The organism is Kocuria marina (assembly GCA_014652975.1).
GTDB lineage: Bacteria > Actinomycetota > Actinomycetes > Actinomycetales > Micrococcaceae > Kocuria > Kocuria marina.
Window position 1 is genome coordinate 627,012 of sequence record BMZV01000001.1, and the last position, 15,676, is coordinate 642,687.

At 67.2% G+C, this 15,676-nt stretch carries 11 protein-coding genes, 1 tRNA gene and 1 other RNA gene; 8 read left to right on the plus strand and 5 right to left on the minus strand.

Features of this window, described 5'->3' with window-relative positions:
• The 4 genes from IE157_RS02980 (at position 1) to IE157_RS02995 (ending at position 4,394) form a co-directional block, all read left to right on the plus strand.
• A complete protein-coding gene (locus IE157_RS02980) occupies positions 1–1,254 on the plus strand; it encodes an endonuclease/exonuclease/phosphatase family protein (protein WP_193519058.1) in 1,254 nt (417 codons plus the stop codon).
• A 180-nt stretch (positions 1,255–1,434) separates the two neighbouring features.
• The gene (locus IE157_RS02985) at positions 1,435–3,396 is read left to right on the plus strand and encodes an ExeM/NucH family extracellular endonuclease (RefSeq protein WP_193519059.1); all 1,962 of its coding nucleotides are present in this window, start codon (positions 1,435–1,437) and stop codon (positions 3,394–3,396) included.
• A 63-nt stretch (positions 3,397–3,459) separates the two neighbouring features.
• Positions 3,460–3,903: a hypothetical protein gene (locus IE157_RS02990; RefSeq protein ID WP_193519060.1), complete on the plus strand. Its 444-nt coding sequence runs from the start codon at positions 3,460–3,462 to the stop codon at positions 3,901–3,903.
• Between the two features lie 98 nt (positions 3,904–4,001).
• Positions 4,002–4,394 carry a hypothetical protein gene (locus IE157_RS02995; RefSeq protein ID WP_064846545.1) on the plus strand — a complete coding sequence of 131 codons (393 nt, stop codon included), beginning with the start codon at positions 4,002–4,004 and terminating at the stop codon, positions 4,392–4,394.
• A gap of 204 nt (positions 4,395–4,598) precedes the next feature.
• Here IE157_RS02995 and IE157_RS03000 read toward each other — a convergent pair.
• The 5 genes from IE157_RS03000 to IE157_RS03020 form a co-directional block, all read right to left on the minus strand.
• Positions 4,599–4,683 (minus strand) — tRNA-Ser (locus tag IE157_RS03000).
• A gap of 130 nt (positions 4,684–4,813) precedes the next feature.
• Entirely contained in the window at positions 4,814–5,629 is an 816-nt protein-coding gene (locus tag IE157_RS03005; protein ID WP_167318016.1) for a sugar ABC transporter permease, read from the minus strand.
• Between the two features lie 100 nt (positions 5,630–5,729).
• A complete protein-coding gene (locus tag IE157_RS03010; RefSeq protein WP_318281275.1) occupies positions 5,730–7,247 on the minus strand; it encodes an ABC transporter permease subunit in 1,518 nt (505 codons plus the stop codon).
• A gap of 110 nt (positions 7,248–7,357) precedes the next feature.
• Positions 7,358–8,590, minus strand: coding sequence for a sugar ABC transporter substrate-binding protein (locus tag IE157_RS03015; protein WP_035960781.1), 1,233 nt, complete (start codon positions 8,588–8,590; stop codon positions 7,358–7,360).
• A 62-nt stretch (positions 8,591–8,652) separates the two neighbouring features.
• Positions 8,653–9,819 (minus strand): ABC transporter ATP-binding protein, encoded by a 1,167-nt coding sequence (locus IE157_RS03020; protein ID WP_193519061.1) that lies wholly within the window; start codon positions 9,817–9,819, stop codon positions 8,653–8,655.
• Positions 9,820–10,191: 372 nt separating this feature from the next.
• On the opposite strand from IE157_RS03020, the gene IE157_RS03025 reads away from it, so the two are divergent.
• The 4 genes from IE157_RS03025 to recR all read left to right on the plus strand — a co-directional run bounded on the left by IE157_RS03025 (position 10,192) and on the right by recR (position 15,662).
• Positions 10,192–11,259, plus strand: a complete 1,068-nt coding sequence (locus IE157_RS03025) for a LacI family DNA-binding transcriptional regulator (RefSeq protein ID WP_193519062.1) — start codon at positions 10,192–10,194, stop codon at positions 11,257–11,259.
• 12 nt (positions 11,260–11,271) lie between these two features.
• An RNA gene (gene ffs, locus IE157_RS03030) (signal recognition particle sRNA small type) lies at positions 11,272–11,368 on the plus strand.
• Between the two features lie 64 nt (positions 11,369–11,432).
• Entirely contained in the window at positions 11,433–15,008 is a 3,576-nt protein-coding gene (locus IE157_RS03035; RefSeq protein WP_193519063.1) for a DNA polymerase III subunit gamma and tau, read from the plus strand.
• A 48-nt stretch (positions 15,009–15,056) separates the two neighbouring features.
• The gene (gene recR, locus IE157_RS03040) at positions 15,057–15,662 is read left to right on the plus strand and encodes a recombination mediator RecR (RefSeq protein ID WP_064846538.1); all 606 of its coding nucleotides are present in this window, start codon (positions 15,057–15,059) and stop codon (positions 15,660–15,662) included.
• The last annotated feature ends 14 nt before the right edge of the window (positions 15,663–15,676 follow it).

Sequence of the window (15,676 nt, forward strand, 5' to 3'; positions counted from 1 at the left end):
ATGCGTCTGCGTTCTCGTACCGCTGTTGTCTCGGCCGCGGCACTGGCCGGAGTCCTCGCCGTGACCACCGTGGCACCGGCCGCGGCGGGGGAAGGTCCGCGAGCGGCGTCGTCGTCCAAAGGACACGAAAGCCGGGACAAGCACGGACTGCGCGTGGCCACGTACAACGCGTCCCTGAACCGGGGCGAGCAGGGGCAATTGCTGCGGGACCTGTCCACACAGGACAACCAGCAGGCCCGGAACATCGCCCAGGTCATCCAGATCAACGACCCGGACATCGTGCTGCTCAACGAGTTCGACTACGTCCCGGGCGGACGCGCCGCGCGGGCGTTCCGCGACAACTACCTGGCGGTGAGCCAGAACGGCCACGCGCCCGTGGACTACCCCTACCACTACGTGGCGCCGGTGAACACGGGCGTGCCGTCCGGTCTGGACCTCAACCAGGACGGCACGGTGGACGGACCGGACGACGCCTGGGGCTTCGGGCTGTTCCCGGGCCAGTACGGCATGGTGATCTACTCCAAGTACCCGATCGCCCGGGATCGGGTCCGTACGTTCCAGCACTTCCGGTGGCAGGACATGCCCGGCAACCGCCTGCCCACCGACTACTACACGCCGGAGCAGGCTGCGCAGCTGCGGCTGTCCTCCAAGTCCCACTGGGACGTCCCCGTGCGCGTGGGCCACAAGACCGTGCACGTGCTGGCCGCGCACCCCACGCCGCCCAGCTTCGACGGCCCCGAGGACCGTAACGGGCGCCGGAACAACGACGAGATCCGGTTCTGGGCCGATTACGTCACGGGCACCAAGTCGGCGCGCTACATCTACGACGACGCCGGGCGGCGCGGCGGTCTGCCCCGCGGCGAACGCTTCGTGATCGTGGGCGACTACAACTCGGACCCGAACGACGGCGATTCCTTCCCGGGTGCCGCGCGGCGGCTGCTCGACAACTCCCGGGTGCACGATCCGCAGCCCACGTCCACGGGCGCCGTGGTGGCGAGCGCGCGCCAGGGCGGCGCCAACCGGACGCACGTGACGCGCCCGGCACTCGACACCGCGGACTTCTCGGACGATCCCGCCCCCGGGAACCTGCGGGTGGACTACGCGTTGCCGTCCAAGAACCTGCCCCTGCTCGACGCCGGTGTCTTCTGGCCCGCTCCGGGCCGGCCCGGTTCCGAGCTGACCGGTGAGTACCCGTTCCCGACTTCCGACCACCGCTTCGTGTGGGTGGACGTCAAGGTCCCGGGCAGGCGCTGATCCCCGCACGACGGCGCGTCGCGGGTCTTCGTGTGAAGCGCCGCCCGCTTCCGACACCGCCTGTCACGCACCCCCCCTGTTCCCACACCCCCTGTTTTCGCATCCTCTGTTTGCGTAACCCCGCCCCGGGGCGTGCGATCCCGATCCCCCACCCGACAAACCCTCAACTGGAGACCCCTCATGCCCGTGACATCACCCCTGTTCAGCCTGCGGACCCGCATTGCGGCCATGTCCTCCGGCGCGCTCCTGCTGTGCGGCGGCCTGGCCGCAGCACCCGCGGTGGCCGCGCCCACCCCCGCGCCTTCCGGTTCCACCGGGACCGTGTCGATCGCTCAGATCCAGGGCACCGGGGACGAGACGCCCCTGAAGGGCCAGACGGTCACCACCGAGCCCTCCGTCGTCACCGCCGTGTACCCGGGTGATCCGGGGACCCTGGGCGGATTCGCGATCCAGACCCCCGGAACCGGTGGGCACGTGGACACCTCCCGGGCCTCGAACGCCGTGTTCGTGTACACGGGAGCCACCCAGTCCACGGTGTCCGTGGGTGACCGGGTGCAGGTCACGGGTGTGGCCGGGGAGTTCAAGGGCCTGACCCAGCTCGCGGGCAACGTGGAGGTCACTCCGGTGCGCGACAAGCTCCCCGCAGTGAAGCCCGTGACGAACAACTGGGCGTCCACCGCCGCGAACCGCGAGAACCTCGAATCCATGCTCTACCTGCCCAAGGAGAAGTTCCGGGTCTCGGACACCTACGGCGTGGGCCGCTACGGTGAGCTGGGCCTGTCCGCGGGCAAGGAGCTGCCCGCCCAACCCACTCAGGTGGCACGCCCGGACAGCCCCGAGGCGCGCGCCCAGGCACAGCGCAATGAAGCCATCTCGGTCACGTTGGACGACGGCACCAACCGGGGCTTCGCGGCATCGCCCACCCAGGAACCCCGCCAGGTCCCGTACCTGACCCCCGAGAACCCCGTGGCCGTGGGCGACACCGCGCGGATCACCGCCCCAGTGATCGTGGACTACCGCTTCGACAAGTGGCGCCTGCAGCCCACCGCCCCGGTGGTCCCGGGCAAGGAACCGGCCCGGTTCTCCGGCTCGGCGGACCCCAAGCCGGGGGTGGGTGGACAGGTGCGGATCGCGTCCTTCAACGTGCTGAACTACTTCACCACCGTGGGGCAGGACAAGGGCTGCCGCGGCGGGAACTACTCCACGGACGGCACGTACAACGTGGCGCAGGGCTGTGACGCGCGCGGGGCCTACGACCGCGCGGACTTCGAGCGCCAGCAGGCCAAGACGGTCTCGGCGATCAACAAGGTGGATGCCTCCGTGGTCGGGCTCATGGAGGTCGAGAACTCCGCGAAGCTCGGCGAGTCCAAGGACGAGGCGCTCGCCTCCCTGGTCAAGGCGCTGAACAAGACGGCCGGCTACACCAAGTGGGCCTACGTCCCCGTGGCGGATTCCGAGCTGCAGCCGGTCGCAGAGCAGGACTTCATCACCAACGCGATCATCTACCAGCCCCGCGAGGTCACGCAGGTGGGTCAGGCCCGGGCCCTCGGCTCCGAGGCCGTAGCCGGCGGCGCCTTCGAGAACGCGCGCACCCCGATCGCGGCCACGTTCACCGCGACCAAGGGCGGCGGCAAGCACGGCGCAGCACCCACCACGGTGGTGGTCAACCACTTCAAGTCCAAGGGCTCCGCTCCCCGCACCGGTCCCAACCGGGACACCGGTGACGGCCAGGGTGCCTGGAACGCGTCGCGCGTGGCGCAGGCGAGCGCCGTCGTCGACTGGATCCCCGAACTCACGGTCGCCGCGGGCTCCCAGGACGTGGCCGTGCTCGGCGACTTCAACTCGTACGCGCAGGAGGACCCCCTGCAGGAGTTCTACCGCGCCGGGTACGCACGGGCCGCCGATGAAGACTACACGTACGTGTTCGGGGGCCAGGTGGGTTCGCTCGACCACATGCTGATCTCACCGTCGCTCGCCAAGCGCATGACCGGCGCGGCCGCGTGGAACATCAACTCGGGCCAGTCACCCTTGCTGCAGTACGCCCAGTACCGCACCACGGCCCTGGACTACTACGTCCCGAACGAGGTCGCCTCCTCCGACCACGACCCGTTCATCACCGGGTTCCGGGCGGGCAAGAAGTAGCCCTCCCTTCCGGTACGACGACGCCGCCCGGCCCGTTGCGCACGAACGCGGCCGGGCGGCGTCATGCTGCCAGCCCCCGCGACCTCGGAGGCGCGGGACTCCCCGGCCGCCACGGGTGGGTCGGGGAACTCCGCGGACAGCAGCGACCCCTCCGGTGGGATGGCCGTGGTGACCGGCTCGCTCACGGCGGCCGAGACGTGCCAGCACATCGACGCGTTCCGGGCCAACATGCCGGGCAACGTGAGCAACGATCCCGCGGGTGCCCGCGAGGCCGTGGCGCGGCCGCGCTCGGCGGCACCGCAGGAGCTCAGCGGTAACCTGCGCGGCATGAAGCAGGTGCTGTGCAACTTCGAGAACGGCAACAACCCCATGCAAGCGGTCGAGGGCAAGATGACCGGGCTGACCAACCAGTGCCGGGGCCTCGCGAACCGGAGACGGATCCGCGCAGACATGTGCGATCGTAATTATTCGGCGGATATTACTCGGGGGTCATTCCTGTTCCTATGATGTGCTCACCCCCTTGATCGGTGAGTACCGCACAGGCCGGCGGAGCTGTCATCACACGCCCGCCACGGGCTTCCTCACCCTTAACGAAGGATCCGCGCATGTCCGCCGCAACCTCCATCCGCCGCTCTGTCACGACCGGGCTCATCGCATTGTTCCTCGCCTCCGGCACCGTTGCCGTGGGCTCCTCCGCACCGGCCGAGGCCGCCGTGGTCAAGCCGTGCAAGGCCAGCATGTCCGTGACGCAGCCCCGCCAGTACACCAAGACCTCCGTGAAGGTCTCTCAGGTGGGTGCACGCGCCAAGGTCACCACCACGGCCAAGTACAAGACCACCACGACCAAGAAGTACGCCACCGCCTCGACCAAGGGCACCGCCGTGACGACCTACTCGATCGGCCGGGCCACCCTGAACCGCAAGGTGGTCGTGGACGTCGTCGCCACCTCGGGCAAGACCACGTGGAAGTGCTCCACGTCGTTCACGCCGAAGCGCTGACGCCTCGGGTGGTGGGCCGCCTTCCCACCCCTTCCGCTGGTGAAAATTAAGTGGAGTAAGAGCAGCCTGGCGCACGTGAGGCTGCTCTTACTCCACGAGGAATTCGACACGAGGTTCGACGGAGGGCCCACGCCCACGCGCCGGCGTTCACGAATGAGAAATGCGCCCCGTGCTGACACCGGGCGCATTTCGTCGATCACAGCGCGGAGGATGGGGGATTTGAACCCCCGAGGGCGTTAACCCAACACGCGTTCCAGGCGTGCGCCATAGGCCGCTAGGCGAATCCTCCAAGCAAGCACGAGCCCCACATACGTGGGTAACGTGCGGCCATCAGCATAACGGAACTGGGCGGGCGGACGCGAATCGATGAAGTAAGTGAGCCGCCCGCGGCGGGCCCAGCGACGTCGTGAGCCCCCGAACTACCCCTTCACGGCCCCTCCGGTGAGACCGGAGACGATGTAGCGCTGCAGGAAAAGGAACAGCAGCACCACGGGGATCGCCGACAGGATGGCGCCTGCGGTGAACACTCCCCAGTTCTCACCGAACTGTACGGAGACGAATTGGTACAAGCCCACGGCCAAGGTGTACTTCTGCGGGTCCTGCAACACGATTTGAGCCAACAGGAAGTCCGAGAAGGACGCGATGAACGACAGCATGCCCACGACCACGAGGATGGGTGTGACCAGGGGAAGGATGATCGTCCAGTAGATCTGGGAGTGTGACGCGCCGTCCAGTGTCGCAGCTTCGTCCAGGTCACGCGGAATGGTGTTGAAGAAGCCGTACATCAAGAAGGTGTTCGCCCCCAACGCGCCCCCCAGGTAGACCGCGACCAGACCCATGCGGGAATTGAGCCCCAGGAACGGATACACCTCGGAAATACTGAAGAGCAACAAGAAGATTGCCACGAAGGCCAGCAACTGCGGGAACATCTGAATGATCAACAGGGACATCAGACCGCCCCTGCGGAACCTAAACCTGAACCGGGAGAAGGCGTATGCAGCTGCCGCGCCCATGAGAACCGTGCCCACAGCCGTGATGGACGAGATCAACATGGAGTTTCCGAACCATGTCAAGAACGGGTTCTGTGGATCGTTAAGAAGGTTTCGGTAGTTGGCGCCGGTGATCTCCGCGAAGAGGTCATTGGATCCCAACAAGGACCCCGTGGGCGACAACGAGGCCGATAGCGCGTAGACCAGGGGGAACAGGGCGAAGACGCACGCGATGACTGCGGCCACGTGTTTCCATCCCCCACGGGCGAACCGTTGTCCGACACTGAGCCGTGACCGGGACCCTGGCTTCCTGGAGGCGACGTTCGAGACTCGTGATGTGGACATGTCAGTTGATCTCCTCGAGTGCCCTGCTGCGGCGGAAGGTCAGTGCCGAGACCACCGCCACCATGATGAAGATGAGGATCGACAGCGCGGAGGCAACTCCATAGTCGTTGGCACCGCCGGCGAAGGCGATCTTGTAGACGAACGAGATCAGGATGTCCGTGGCCCCCACTCCCGTCGTGGATTCTAAGTCCTGGGGCCCGCCGCCGGTGAGCAGATAGATGACATTGAAATTGTTGAAGTTCATGGCGAAGGAAGCGATCAGAAGGGGTCCCACAGCCACCATGAGCATCGGCAGAGTGATCGAGCGGAACTTCTGGACGGCTCCCGCACCGTCCATGTCCGCGGATTCATAGAGTTCCGACGGGATGGACTGGAGCGCGCCGGTGGTCACCAGGAACATGTAGGGGAACCCCAACCACAGGTTTACCAGCAACAGTGAAGCCTTGGCCAGCCACGGATTGTCCAACCACGGGATGTTCGCCCCGCCCAGCAGCACCTGGTTGATGTAACCGAAGTCGGCGTTGAGCAGCCCCGCCCAGATCAGGATGGAGAGGAATGCGGGAAACGCGTAAGGCAAGAAGATGATGGCCCGGTAGACGTTACGGAACTTGAGGTTCTTGTCATTGAACAGCATGGCCAGAAACAGACCGAGGAAGAACGTCAGGGCCACCGAGAGGATCGCGAAGGCGAAGGTCCAGAGGGTGACGGAAACGAACGGCCCGCCAAGGATGGCGGGATCGAAAATGGCCGCGAAGTTGTCCAGCCCCACGAAAACCCGCCACCCGGGACGCAGCTCTTCTCCCGCCGGGCCGACGAAGGCCCCCTGCCCGTTATCCGCGTACACGGTCCCGTCGTCCGAGACCATGGCATTGGCCTGCTCGTCGTAGACCAGCGTGGGCGTGTAGGGATAGGCAGTGCGGCCGTCATCGGTGCGCAGCGCACCGTCGGCCGGATCATCGGAGACCGGGACTCGCAGGTCCATGACCGCTTCGTGCGCCGCGGTGACCTGCCCGTAATCGAGGATGTCGTAACCGGGGACCGCATCGATGGCACCGTTCGTCACGGTCGCACCCTCGACCGGGCTGAGCGCCTGGTGTGCGGAGCCGACGAGAACCCGGCCGTCCTGCACGGTCGCCAAAGCCAGGTCACCGTCCGCATTGAGCACCGAGACCGGATATTCCTGACCACCCGCCACCCGCTGTTCGTACGTACGGGTCAGCTGATTGACGGCCGCTTGTTTCGTGGAATTGTGACCATCACCGTAATTGGTGAACGCGGTGGCCGCGGTATAGAGGACCACGAAGATCTGGAAGACCAGTAGGAAGATCAGCCCGGGATAGAGGTACTTAGCCGGGAGCATCCTGCGGGTCGGTAGGAAGTACACGAGGTCCGCCGCGATCAGGGCCAGGAGCAGGAACACCAGGATGCCCCAGCTCTCGGCCGCCCATGCGGACAGGATGCCGAACAGCCCGAAGGCGTTGATCAGGGCCATGAGCACGAGCTTGATCACGAACCCCATGCCGAAGCCGCGCGAGTGGGAATGCCGGATGCTCGGAGGTGACTCCGGCCGGCCGTCACCTGCTGAGTCCCTCTCCGTCGGAGAGATCACTGGACGGGCGGGGGTCGTGCTCATTGGATCTGTCCTTCGATATTGGCGATCATGCGATCCCACAGCTCGATCGGGTCCCCGTTGCCGTTGACGATTCCGTTCTCGGTGGTTCCCCAGAAGGACCACACTGCGCCCATCGCGGGGATGGCGGGCATGGGCAGTGCCTTGGTGGCGTTCTCTGCGTAGGCGGAACGCAGCGGGTCACCCTGCATACCGTCAATGGCCACTTTGCTGGCCGGTGGCCGCCCCGTGCTCTTGTAGAGCGCAGTCTGTGATTCCGAGCGTGTCAGGTAGTTGGTCGCGAAGTCCTGCGCGGCCACGGGATTCGCCGCGTTCGCATTGACGAAGAACGCCTGGACTCCGGCGAACGGGCGTGCTTCCTTCCCACCCGCGGACGGGACGGGAAGAACGGTCACGTCCATACCCGCGGCTTCGATGTCGCCGAGCTCCCACGGGCCCGCGATGTGGAAGGCGGATTGCCCGGAGATGAAGGATTCTTTTGCGATGTCCGGTGTCATGGACGTCCTGAGGTCACCGCTGCGCCCCAGCTCCGCCAGGTAGCGGGCGAACTCGTGACCATTTTGTCCACCCATGGCCAGCTCGTTCGAGTACTCACCGTCCGCGCCCCGCTGGAACACTTCCACACCGAACGAGGTCTGAAGGGGGTAGAGGTGATAGGGATCCCCGGCATCGGGTGACTGGCTCACCGTGAAGGGGTATTTGATGCCGCGTTCGTCCATGAGCCGATGGCCCTCGGCGCGCAGTTCGTCGAAGGTCGCGGGATCATCAGTGGTCAAGGCATTGTTGCGCACCAGGGCCACGCTTTCCACGGCGTAGGGCACCCCGTAGCTGACTCCGTTGTAGACGACGGCGTCCCGCGCGTTCTTCGTGAATTCCTCACCCCGGTCCCCCAGCTCCACGGGGGCGACCACCCCGTTGGCCGCCAACTGTCCGAGGTTGTCGTGCGGTGACACGATGATGTCCGGAGCTTGACCCGTGGGGCTCTGGGAGATGAAGTTCGAGATGGCCTGGGCGTTGATCTCGCGCTCGATGAACCGGACGTTCACACCCGTGTCGGCCGTGTATTCCTGCGCGATCTCACGCAGCGCGGGGATCTCGTCGTCACCGGCCTGGATGGTGACCTCCCCCGGCCCTCCGCCCAGCCCCGCCACCCCTGTTGTGGGTACGCTCGAACACCCGGCCAGTAGCAGAGCGCAACCAGCCAGAGCGGCTGCCCACCGCGTGCGTCTCATGGGCTTGTCCTCATCTCTCGTTCGGGTCCGTCGTCCGGCACGCCCACCGGGTCGCACGGGGCTCACGAGGGCAACCGGTTTCCGGTCGCGGCATCGAAAAGGTGGATGCGCTCGGGATCGGGAGCGACCCACAGGGTGCTCCCGGCGCTCGGCGGCGTGCGGCCGTCCGTCCGAACCACGATGGGGCTGGCGCCCCCATCGGCCCCTTCCTCCTCGGAATCGATGGAGTGGTCCGCGGCGTGTGCGGACGGATCCACCCGTACCACCGACGTGGCGGCTGTCAGCGGGGCGAGTTGGCCGTACACGTATGCATCGGCGCCGAGTTCCTCAACGACCTCCACCGTGATCGGGACCCCCGTCCCTTCCGCTGCGGGTGACAGGTCCTCCGGGCGGATTCCGACGGTGACCTGATGATCGGTCACCGCCTCCTGCTGGGCGGAGGACAACTGCAGAGAAAGCGTGCCCAACTCCACATGACCGGCGGAAACCGGGGCTCGGAACAGGTTCATGGCCGGGGACCCGATGAAGCCCGCCACGAATTCGCTGTTCGGTCGGTCGTACAGGTTGCGAGGGGTGTCCACTTGCATGAGCACCCCGTCCTTGAGCACAGCCACCCGGTCACCCATGGTCATGGCCTCCACCTGATCGTGGGTCACGTACACCGTGGTCACACCCAGCCGACGGGTCAGGGACGCGATCTGGGTCCGCGTCTGGACACGCAGCTTGGCATCCAAGTTGGACAGTGGCTCGTCCATGAGAAACACCTGCGGTGAACGGACGATCGCGCGTCCCATGGCGACGCGCTGCCGCTGGCCGCCGGAGAGGGCTTTCGGTTTGCGATCGAGATACTGCGTCAGGTCCAAGATCTTCGCGGCCTCTTCGACCCGCCGACGCCGTTCCTCGGGATTGACCTTGGCGATCTTGAGCGCGAAGCCCATGTTCTCCGCCACCGTCATGTGTGGATAGAGGGCGTAGTTCTGGAAGACCATGGCGATGTCCCGATCACGGGACGGGACATCCGTAACATCACGGTCACCGATCAGGATCGTGCCGTCCGTGACCTCCTCGAGTCCGGCCAGCATGCGCAGGGTCGTCGATTTGCCGCATCCGGAGGGGCCGACCAGGACCAGGAACTCCCCGTCCGCGACATCGAGGTTCAGATCGGTCACGGAGGGGCGCTCGGCGCCCGGGTACTGACACGTGATGTGGTCGAAGGTCACGGCGGCCATGGGCTGAGCTTCCTTTCAGAGTCCCCGTCACGGGGAAATTCCGACATGTCACGAGGAGACTGCCGGGCGCCACCACCACCATGCGATAGTGATGGACCTCACTAATGTAAGCGATTCCATCAGTGGGAGGCAGGATCGGCACTTTGTTGCGTTGACATGTCGGAAGGAAGGAGCAAGCGTTTCCAGAAATGGGGTGAGACCCGCAGAGGAGAGGGAGCACGGGTTGGCCGGAGGCCGGTCCGCCGTGGAAGGTTTCGGGCCATAATTGGCGCATGCGGCGGTGGCGGCCCGCATCGCAGCTCATCCACCGCCCCGCCACGTGTTCTGTGCGGGATCACGCTGGTACCCACCCCTTGATGCGGAGGCACGCCCATGATCGCCCGAGAACTGTCGGCAACGCGTCGGCCGCAGGGGCCACCCCGCTTGAAGGACGTGGCCTCCAAGGTGGGGATGTCCACGGCCACCGTCTCACGCGCGCTCACGGGCCGGGGGCCCGTCTCCCCGGGGACGAAACGCCGCATCGAGGCCGCAGCCAAAGAACTCGGGTTCGTGGCGTCCTACCACGCATCGAGTCTCGCGAGCGGGCGCAGCCGGAACATCGGCGTCGTCCTGCCCTACGTGGATCGCTGGTTCTTCGCCACGGTCCTCGACGGCATCGCGAGCACACTGACAGCAGCCGGGTACGACGCCGCCCTGTACAACTTGCAGGGCGAGAACTTCCGCGAGAGCGTGCTCACCGATTTCCTGCTCCGCAAACGGCTGGACGCGGCCGCCGTGGTCTCGCTGCGATTGACACCCGGAGAGACCGAACAGTTGTTCTCCGCCGGCATTCCGCTGGTAGGAATCGGGGGCTCCCTCGAGGGTGCCCCCACGATCAGCGTGGGCGATCTGAATGCGGGACTGCGCGCGACCAATCACCTGATCCAGTTGGGACATTGCCGTATCGCCTTCATCGGAGGGCCCCCCGAGGCCGGCCGTTCCTTCCCCATGTCCAGTGATCGACGCCGCGGTTTCGAACGAGCGATGTCAACTGCGGGACTGCCGATCCACGAGAGGGACCAACTCGTCTCGGACTTCACGTTCCTGGGCGCCTATCAGCAGGTTAAGAATCTGCTCGCCGAGCCAGAGCAACGGCCCACCGCCGTATTCGCCGCGAGCGACGAAATGGCGACCGGTGCCATTCTCGCGGCGAGGGACCTGGGTCTCGATGTCCCTCGGGACCTGTCAGCCATCGGCATCGACGCCCATCCCATTGGTGGGACTTTCGGGCTGACTACCATCGACCGGCGAGCCCGCCGCCGGGGCACCCACGCCGCGCAACTGCTCCTGCGCCAGTTAGTTAGCCGGGGAACCGGTCACGGCGACCACGAACTGCATCGGGCCCACTTCATCGCACGATCCTGGACGGCACCGCTCGGTTCGAACTCCTCGCCGGCTTGAGCTAGAGTATGGGGCAGCCCCTCGTGTGGCGCCATCTCGTAAAACTCCCCCAGGACCGGAAGGTAGCAAGGGTATATGGGCTCTGGCGGGTGCACGGGGGGTCTTTTCGTACCCGGCTCCCCACCCCCGCGAGCGCGCTGTGCGCGTCCGGGTCCCCGGCTAAGGTTTCATACGTGACTACCGCCCTGTACCGCCGCTACCGCCCGGAGACCTTTCAGGATGTCATCGGTCAGGAACACGTGACCGAGCCCCTGATGACCGCGCTGCGCAAGAACAGGGTCAATCACGCCTATCTCTTCTCCGGTCCGCGCGGCTGCGGTAAGACCACGTCCGCGCGCATCCTGGCCCGCTGCCTCAACTGCGCGGAAGGGCCCACCGCCACACCGTGCGGTCACTGCGAGTCCTGCCAGGATCTGGCCCGGGACGGTGCCGGCTCACTGGACGTCATCGAGATGGACGCGGCCTCCCACGGCGGCGTGGATCATGCCCGTGACCTGCGGGAACGCGCCACGTTCGCCCCCGTCCGGGACCGCTACAAGATCTTCATCATCGACGAGGCCCACATGGTCACGCGGGAGGGCTTCAACGCCCTGCTGAAGATCGTGGAGGAACCGCCGGAGCACGTGAAGTTCATCTTCGCCACCACCGAGCCCTCCAAGGTGCTCACCACCATCCGCTCGCGCACGCACCACTACCCCTTCCGCCTCGTTCCCCCGGAACCGCTCATGCGCTACCTCGAGCAGCTGTGCCAGGAGGAGGGCGTCACCACCGAACCGGGCGTGCTGTCCCTCGTGGTGCGCGCCGGCGGCGGCTCGGTGCGTGATTCGCTCTCCGTCCTGGATCAGCTCATGGCCGGCTCCGAGGACGGCGGCATCACCTACGATCTCGCGGTCGCCCTGCTGGGCTACACGCACGCGGCCCTGCTCGACGACGTCGTGGACGCCTTCGCCGCCGGCGACGCCGCCACGGTCTTCGCGTCCGTGGACCGCGTCATCCAAACCGGGCAGGACCCCCGCCGTTTCGTGGAGGACCTGCTCGAACGCTTCCGCGACCTGGTGGTGGTCAACGCGGTCCCCGATTCCGCCGCGAACATCCTGCACGGGATGCCCACGGACCAGATCAACCGGTTGCGGAACCAGGCCACCCAGCTGGGCGCGGCCGAGCTCTCCCGCTCCGCGGACATCACCAACGAGGCCCTCAACGAGATGACCGGGGCCACCTCCCCGCAGTTGCACCTGGAACTGCTGTGCGCCCGCATCCTACTGCCCTCGGCGGATCACACAACGCGCGGCATCACGTCCCGGGTGGACCGTTTGGAACGCCGCCTGAGCATTCCTCGGGGCACCGGAATTCGTACGACGGCGCACGACGCCGCGTCGTCGTCCCCCGCGGTGGAACCGACCGCACGCGGAAGCCAGGAGCCCACATCTCCGGAGCAATCCGGCACCGCCGCGCCGGCACCCGCGTCGTACGACGCCCCCGCACCGGAATCCGCCGGGGTACCTTACCCGATACCCCCCGAGTTCGACGCCGCCGCAACGGACTCCGTTGCCCCGTCGCAGCCCGTGCGCCCGGACGGGTCCGCCGCGGACGGTTCCGCAACGGGCCGTCCCGCGGAGGAGACCCCGGACGTCCAGGAACCCACGGACCCGCAGGACGAGTCCGAACAGCCCGAGGGCAGCAGCCACCCCGCCGCTGCGGACCCCGTTCCGGAAGGCGAGCGCGGCCCCGACGCCCAGCACCCGCCCGCGGACGGCACGACCGACACCCGCTCCCCCGCGGCACAGGACGCGGGAGCCGATGTCTCGGCACGCATGCAGCAACGGGAGACGTCGAACCAGTACGGGTCCCAGCGGCCTGACGACGACGCATCCCGCCAGTACGCGCAGGGGGAGCCTCGCCGTGACGTCGCGCCACACGATGACCACCAGCCGCAAGCCCCGCAGGCGTCCGAGGAGCAGGCCGCCCCGAGCGACGTCACCAGCGGTGAACTGGAACTGCTGCGTTCCTCGTGGCCCGAGATCGTGTCCGCGCTCGCGGAGATCCGCCGCGTGGCCTGGGCCATCACTGTGCGAGGAACGCCCATCTCGTTCGAGAACCGCACTCTGCGGATCGCGTTCGAGAACGACGGCGACCTCCTGAACTTCCCCCGCTTCGAGGCGGACGTCCGTAATGCCATCCAGAGCGTGGTGGGGTTGGATTGTGCAGTGGAAGCAGTGCGCCCCGGTGACACGCGCGGCCGGCAGGACACCCCGGGTGCGGGTGGTCCGCCGTCGAACGCGGGCCGTGGCACCGGGCCCGGTCCCGGGCGGGACGCCGGCGGTGGACAGGGTTACCGGGGAGATCGCCCCGCGCCCCGGGGCAGCGGGCCCCAGAACGCTCAGGGATCCCGGCAGGATCGCGGATCGCAGCAGGACCGGGGTTATCAACGCGACGATTCCTCCTCGGAGCACGGCCAACAGTACGGATCCGGCTCACGGCGAGACACCGGTGCATCTCGCGGCGACGGACCCACCGGGCGGGACGCCAGGCTGAACGCCTCGGGCCAGGCCGGATCCTCCGACCAACCGGACTATTTCCGCGAGTCTGAGGGCTTCGGGGTCAATCGTCGTCGGGGCAATCCTCCCGCGCCCGACCGCGAACCGACACCGGAACGCGAGTCGCGGTCCATGCCCGATTCCGCCTCTCGTTCCACGTCCGGCACTGACCGGTCCTCCGTGCCCGCTTCCTCGTCGCACTCGGCGCCCGCATCCGCCCCGGACGACGACGAACCCGTCACCTCGTGGTCCGTGGCCTCCATTCCCCAACCGGGTTTCGCCGCACCGAGCGGCGGGGATTCCACGTCGAACACCGCCGATGCGGCGCCCACGCGTGATGATTCGGACCAGAATCCGGACACGTCCGACAGCTTCGGGGGCGACTCCTCCAGGGACGATGCCCACCGAGCGACGGATTCCCCGGCGGACGACCGCGCTGGCACCGGCGATTCCACCTCGGTTCCGTCTCGTGAGGGCTTGGGCGGTGCCAGTGACTCCGCGGACGTCGGCGCGACCTCGTGGACCCCTGGCGCCCCCGCGTCGGATGGCCCCGGGTCGGATGTTCCCGCTTCCGATGACTCCGCGGCATCCGAGTCCCACGATTCCGGGGCCGCTACCGGCAGACCCGATCTGTCCATGCGTGACGGTTCCATGCGGGATGGTTCCGTGCGCGACGGCTCCGTGCCCGAGGACCCCGCATCCGGTGCTCCTTCCTTCCGTGCCCCGCAGCCGCGGGATCGCGGCCCGGAGTACTGGAGCCCGGAGGAACCGCCGCCCCCACCGGAGGATGACCCCCCGGCGGATATGTACGACGAACCCGTGCCCCGAGCGCCGTCGCCCGCGAGGGATCGTAGGGCCCAGGGCGGGAACGGCCCCGGCGGCGACAACCCGGCGGGGCCCGGTCCCGACCACGACGGGCGCGGGAACACCCGCCCCGGCGGCGTCGTCCCTCGCGAGAACGGCGACACCCGCCCCGGCGGGAACCGCCCGAGCTGGCGAGAGCGCCACGCGGAAGCGATTGCCGCGGCGGAACGGCGCTCCACCGACATCGCGCCCCCGACCTCGCGCAGCCCCGGCATGGAGGACGAGAACTTCGTCCCGGGCGCGGACGACGAATCCCTCGAGGACTCGTCCCTGTACGGGCGGGCGGCCATCGAGCGCATCCTGGGCGGCATGCTCATCGACGAGCACGCCCACGGAACGGATCAGTGACCGGGCCCATCGCCCGGCTGTTCACGAACACGACAATGAAGGAGCACGGTGTACGAAGGACCGGTCCAGGACCTCATCGATGAGCTGGGGAGGTTGCCGGGTATCGGCCCCAAGTCCGCGCAGCGCATCGCCTTCCACCTGTTGGACGCGGACAAGGACGAGGTCCAGCAGCTCGTGGAGGCCATCACCACGGTGAAGACCTCGGTGTCGTTCTGCGTGATCTGCGGCAACGTCACAGAGCAGGAGGAGTGTGCGATCTGCCGGGACGCCCGCCGGGACCGCAGCGTGATCTGCGTGGTGGAGGAGTCTAAGGACGTCATGGCCATCGAACGCACCCGCAGCTACCGGGGGTTGTACCACGTGCTGGGCGGCGCGATCTCGCCGCTGCAGGGTGTGGGACCGGATCAGCTGCGCATCCGCGAGCTGATGACCCGGTTGTCGGACGAGACAGTTCAGGAGATCGTGCTGGCCATGGACCCCAATCTGGAGGGCGAGGCCACCTCCACGTACCTCACCAGGATGTTGAAAACGCTGGGTATCCGGGTCACCCGGCTGGCCTCGGGGCTGCCCGTGGGCGGTGACCTCGAATACGCCGACGAAGTCACGCTGGGCAGGGCCTTCGAGGGACGCACGGTGGTCTCCGAGGCCCGCTGAGGCCCGTAACATTC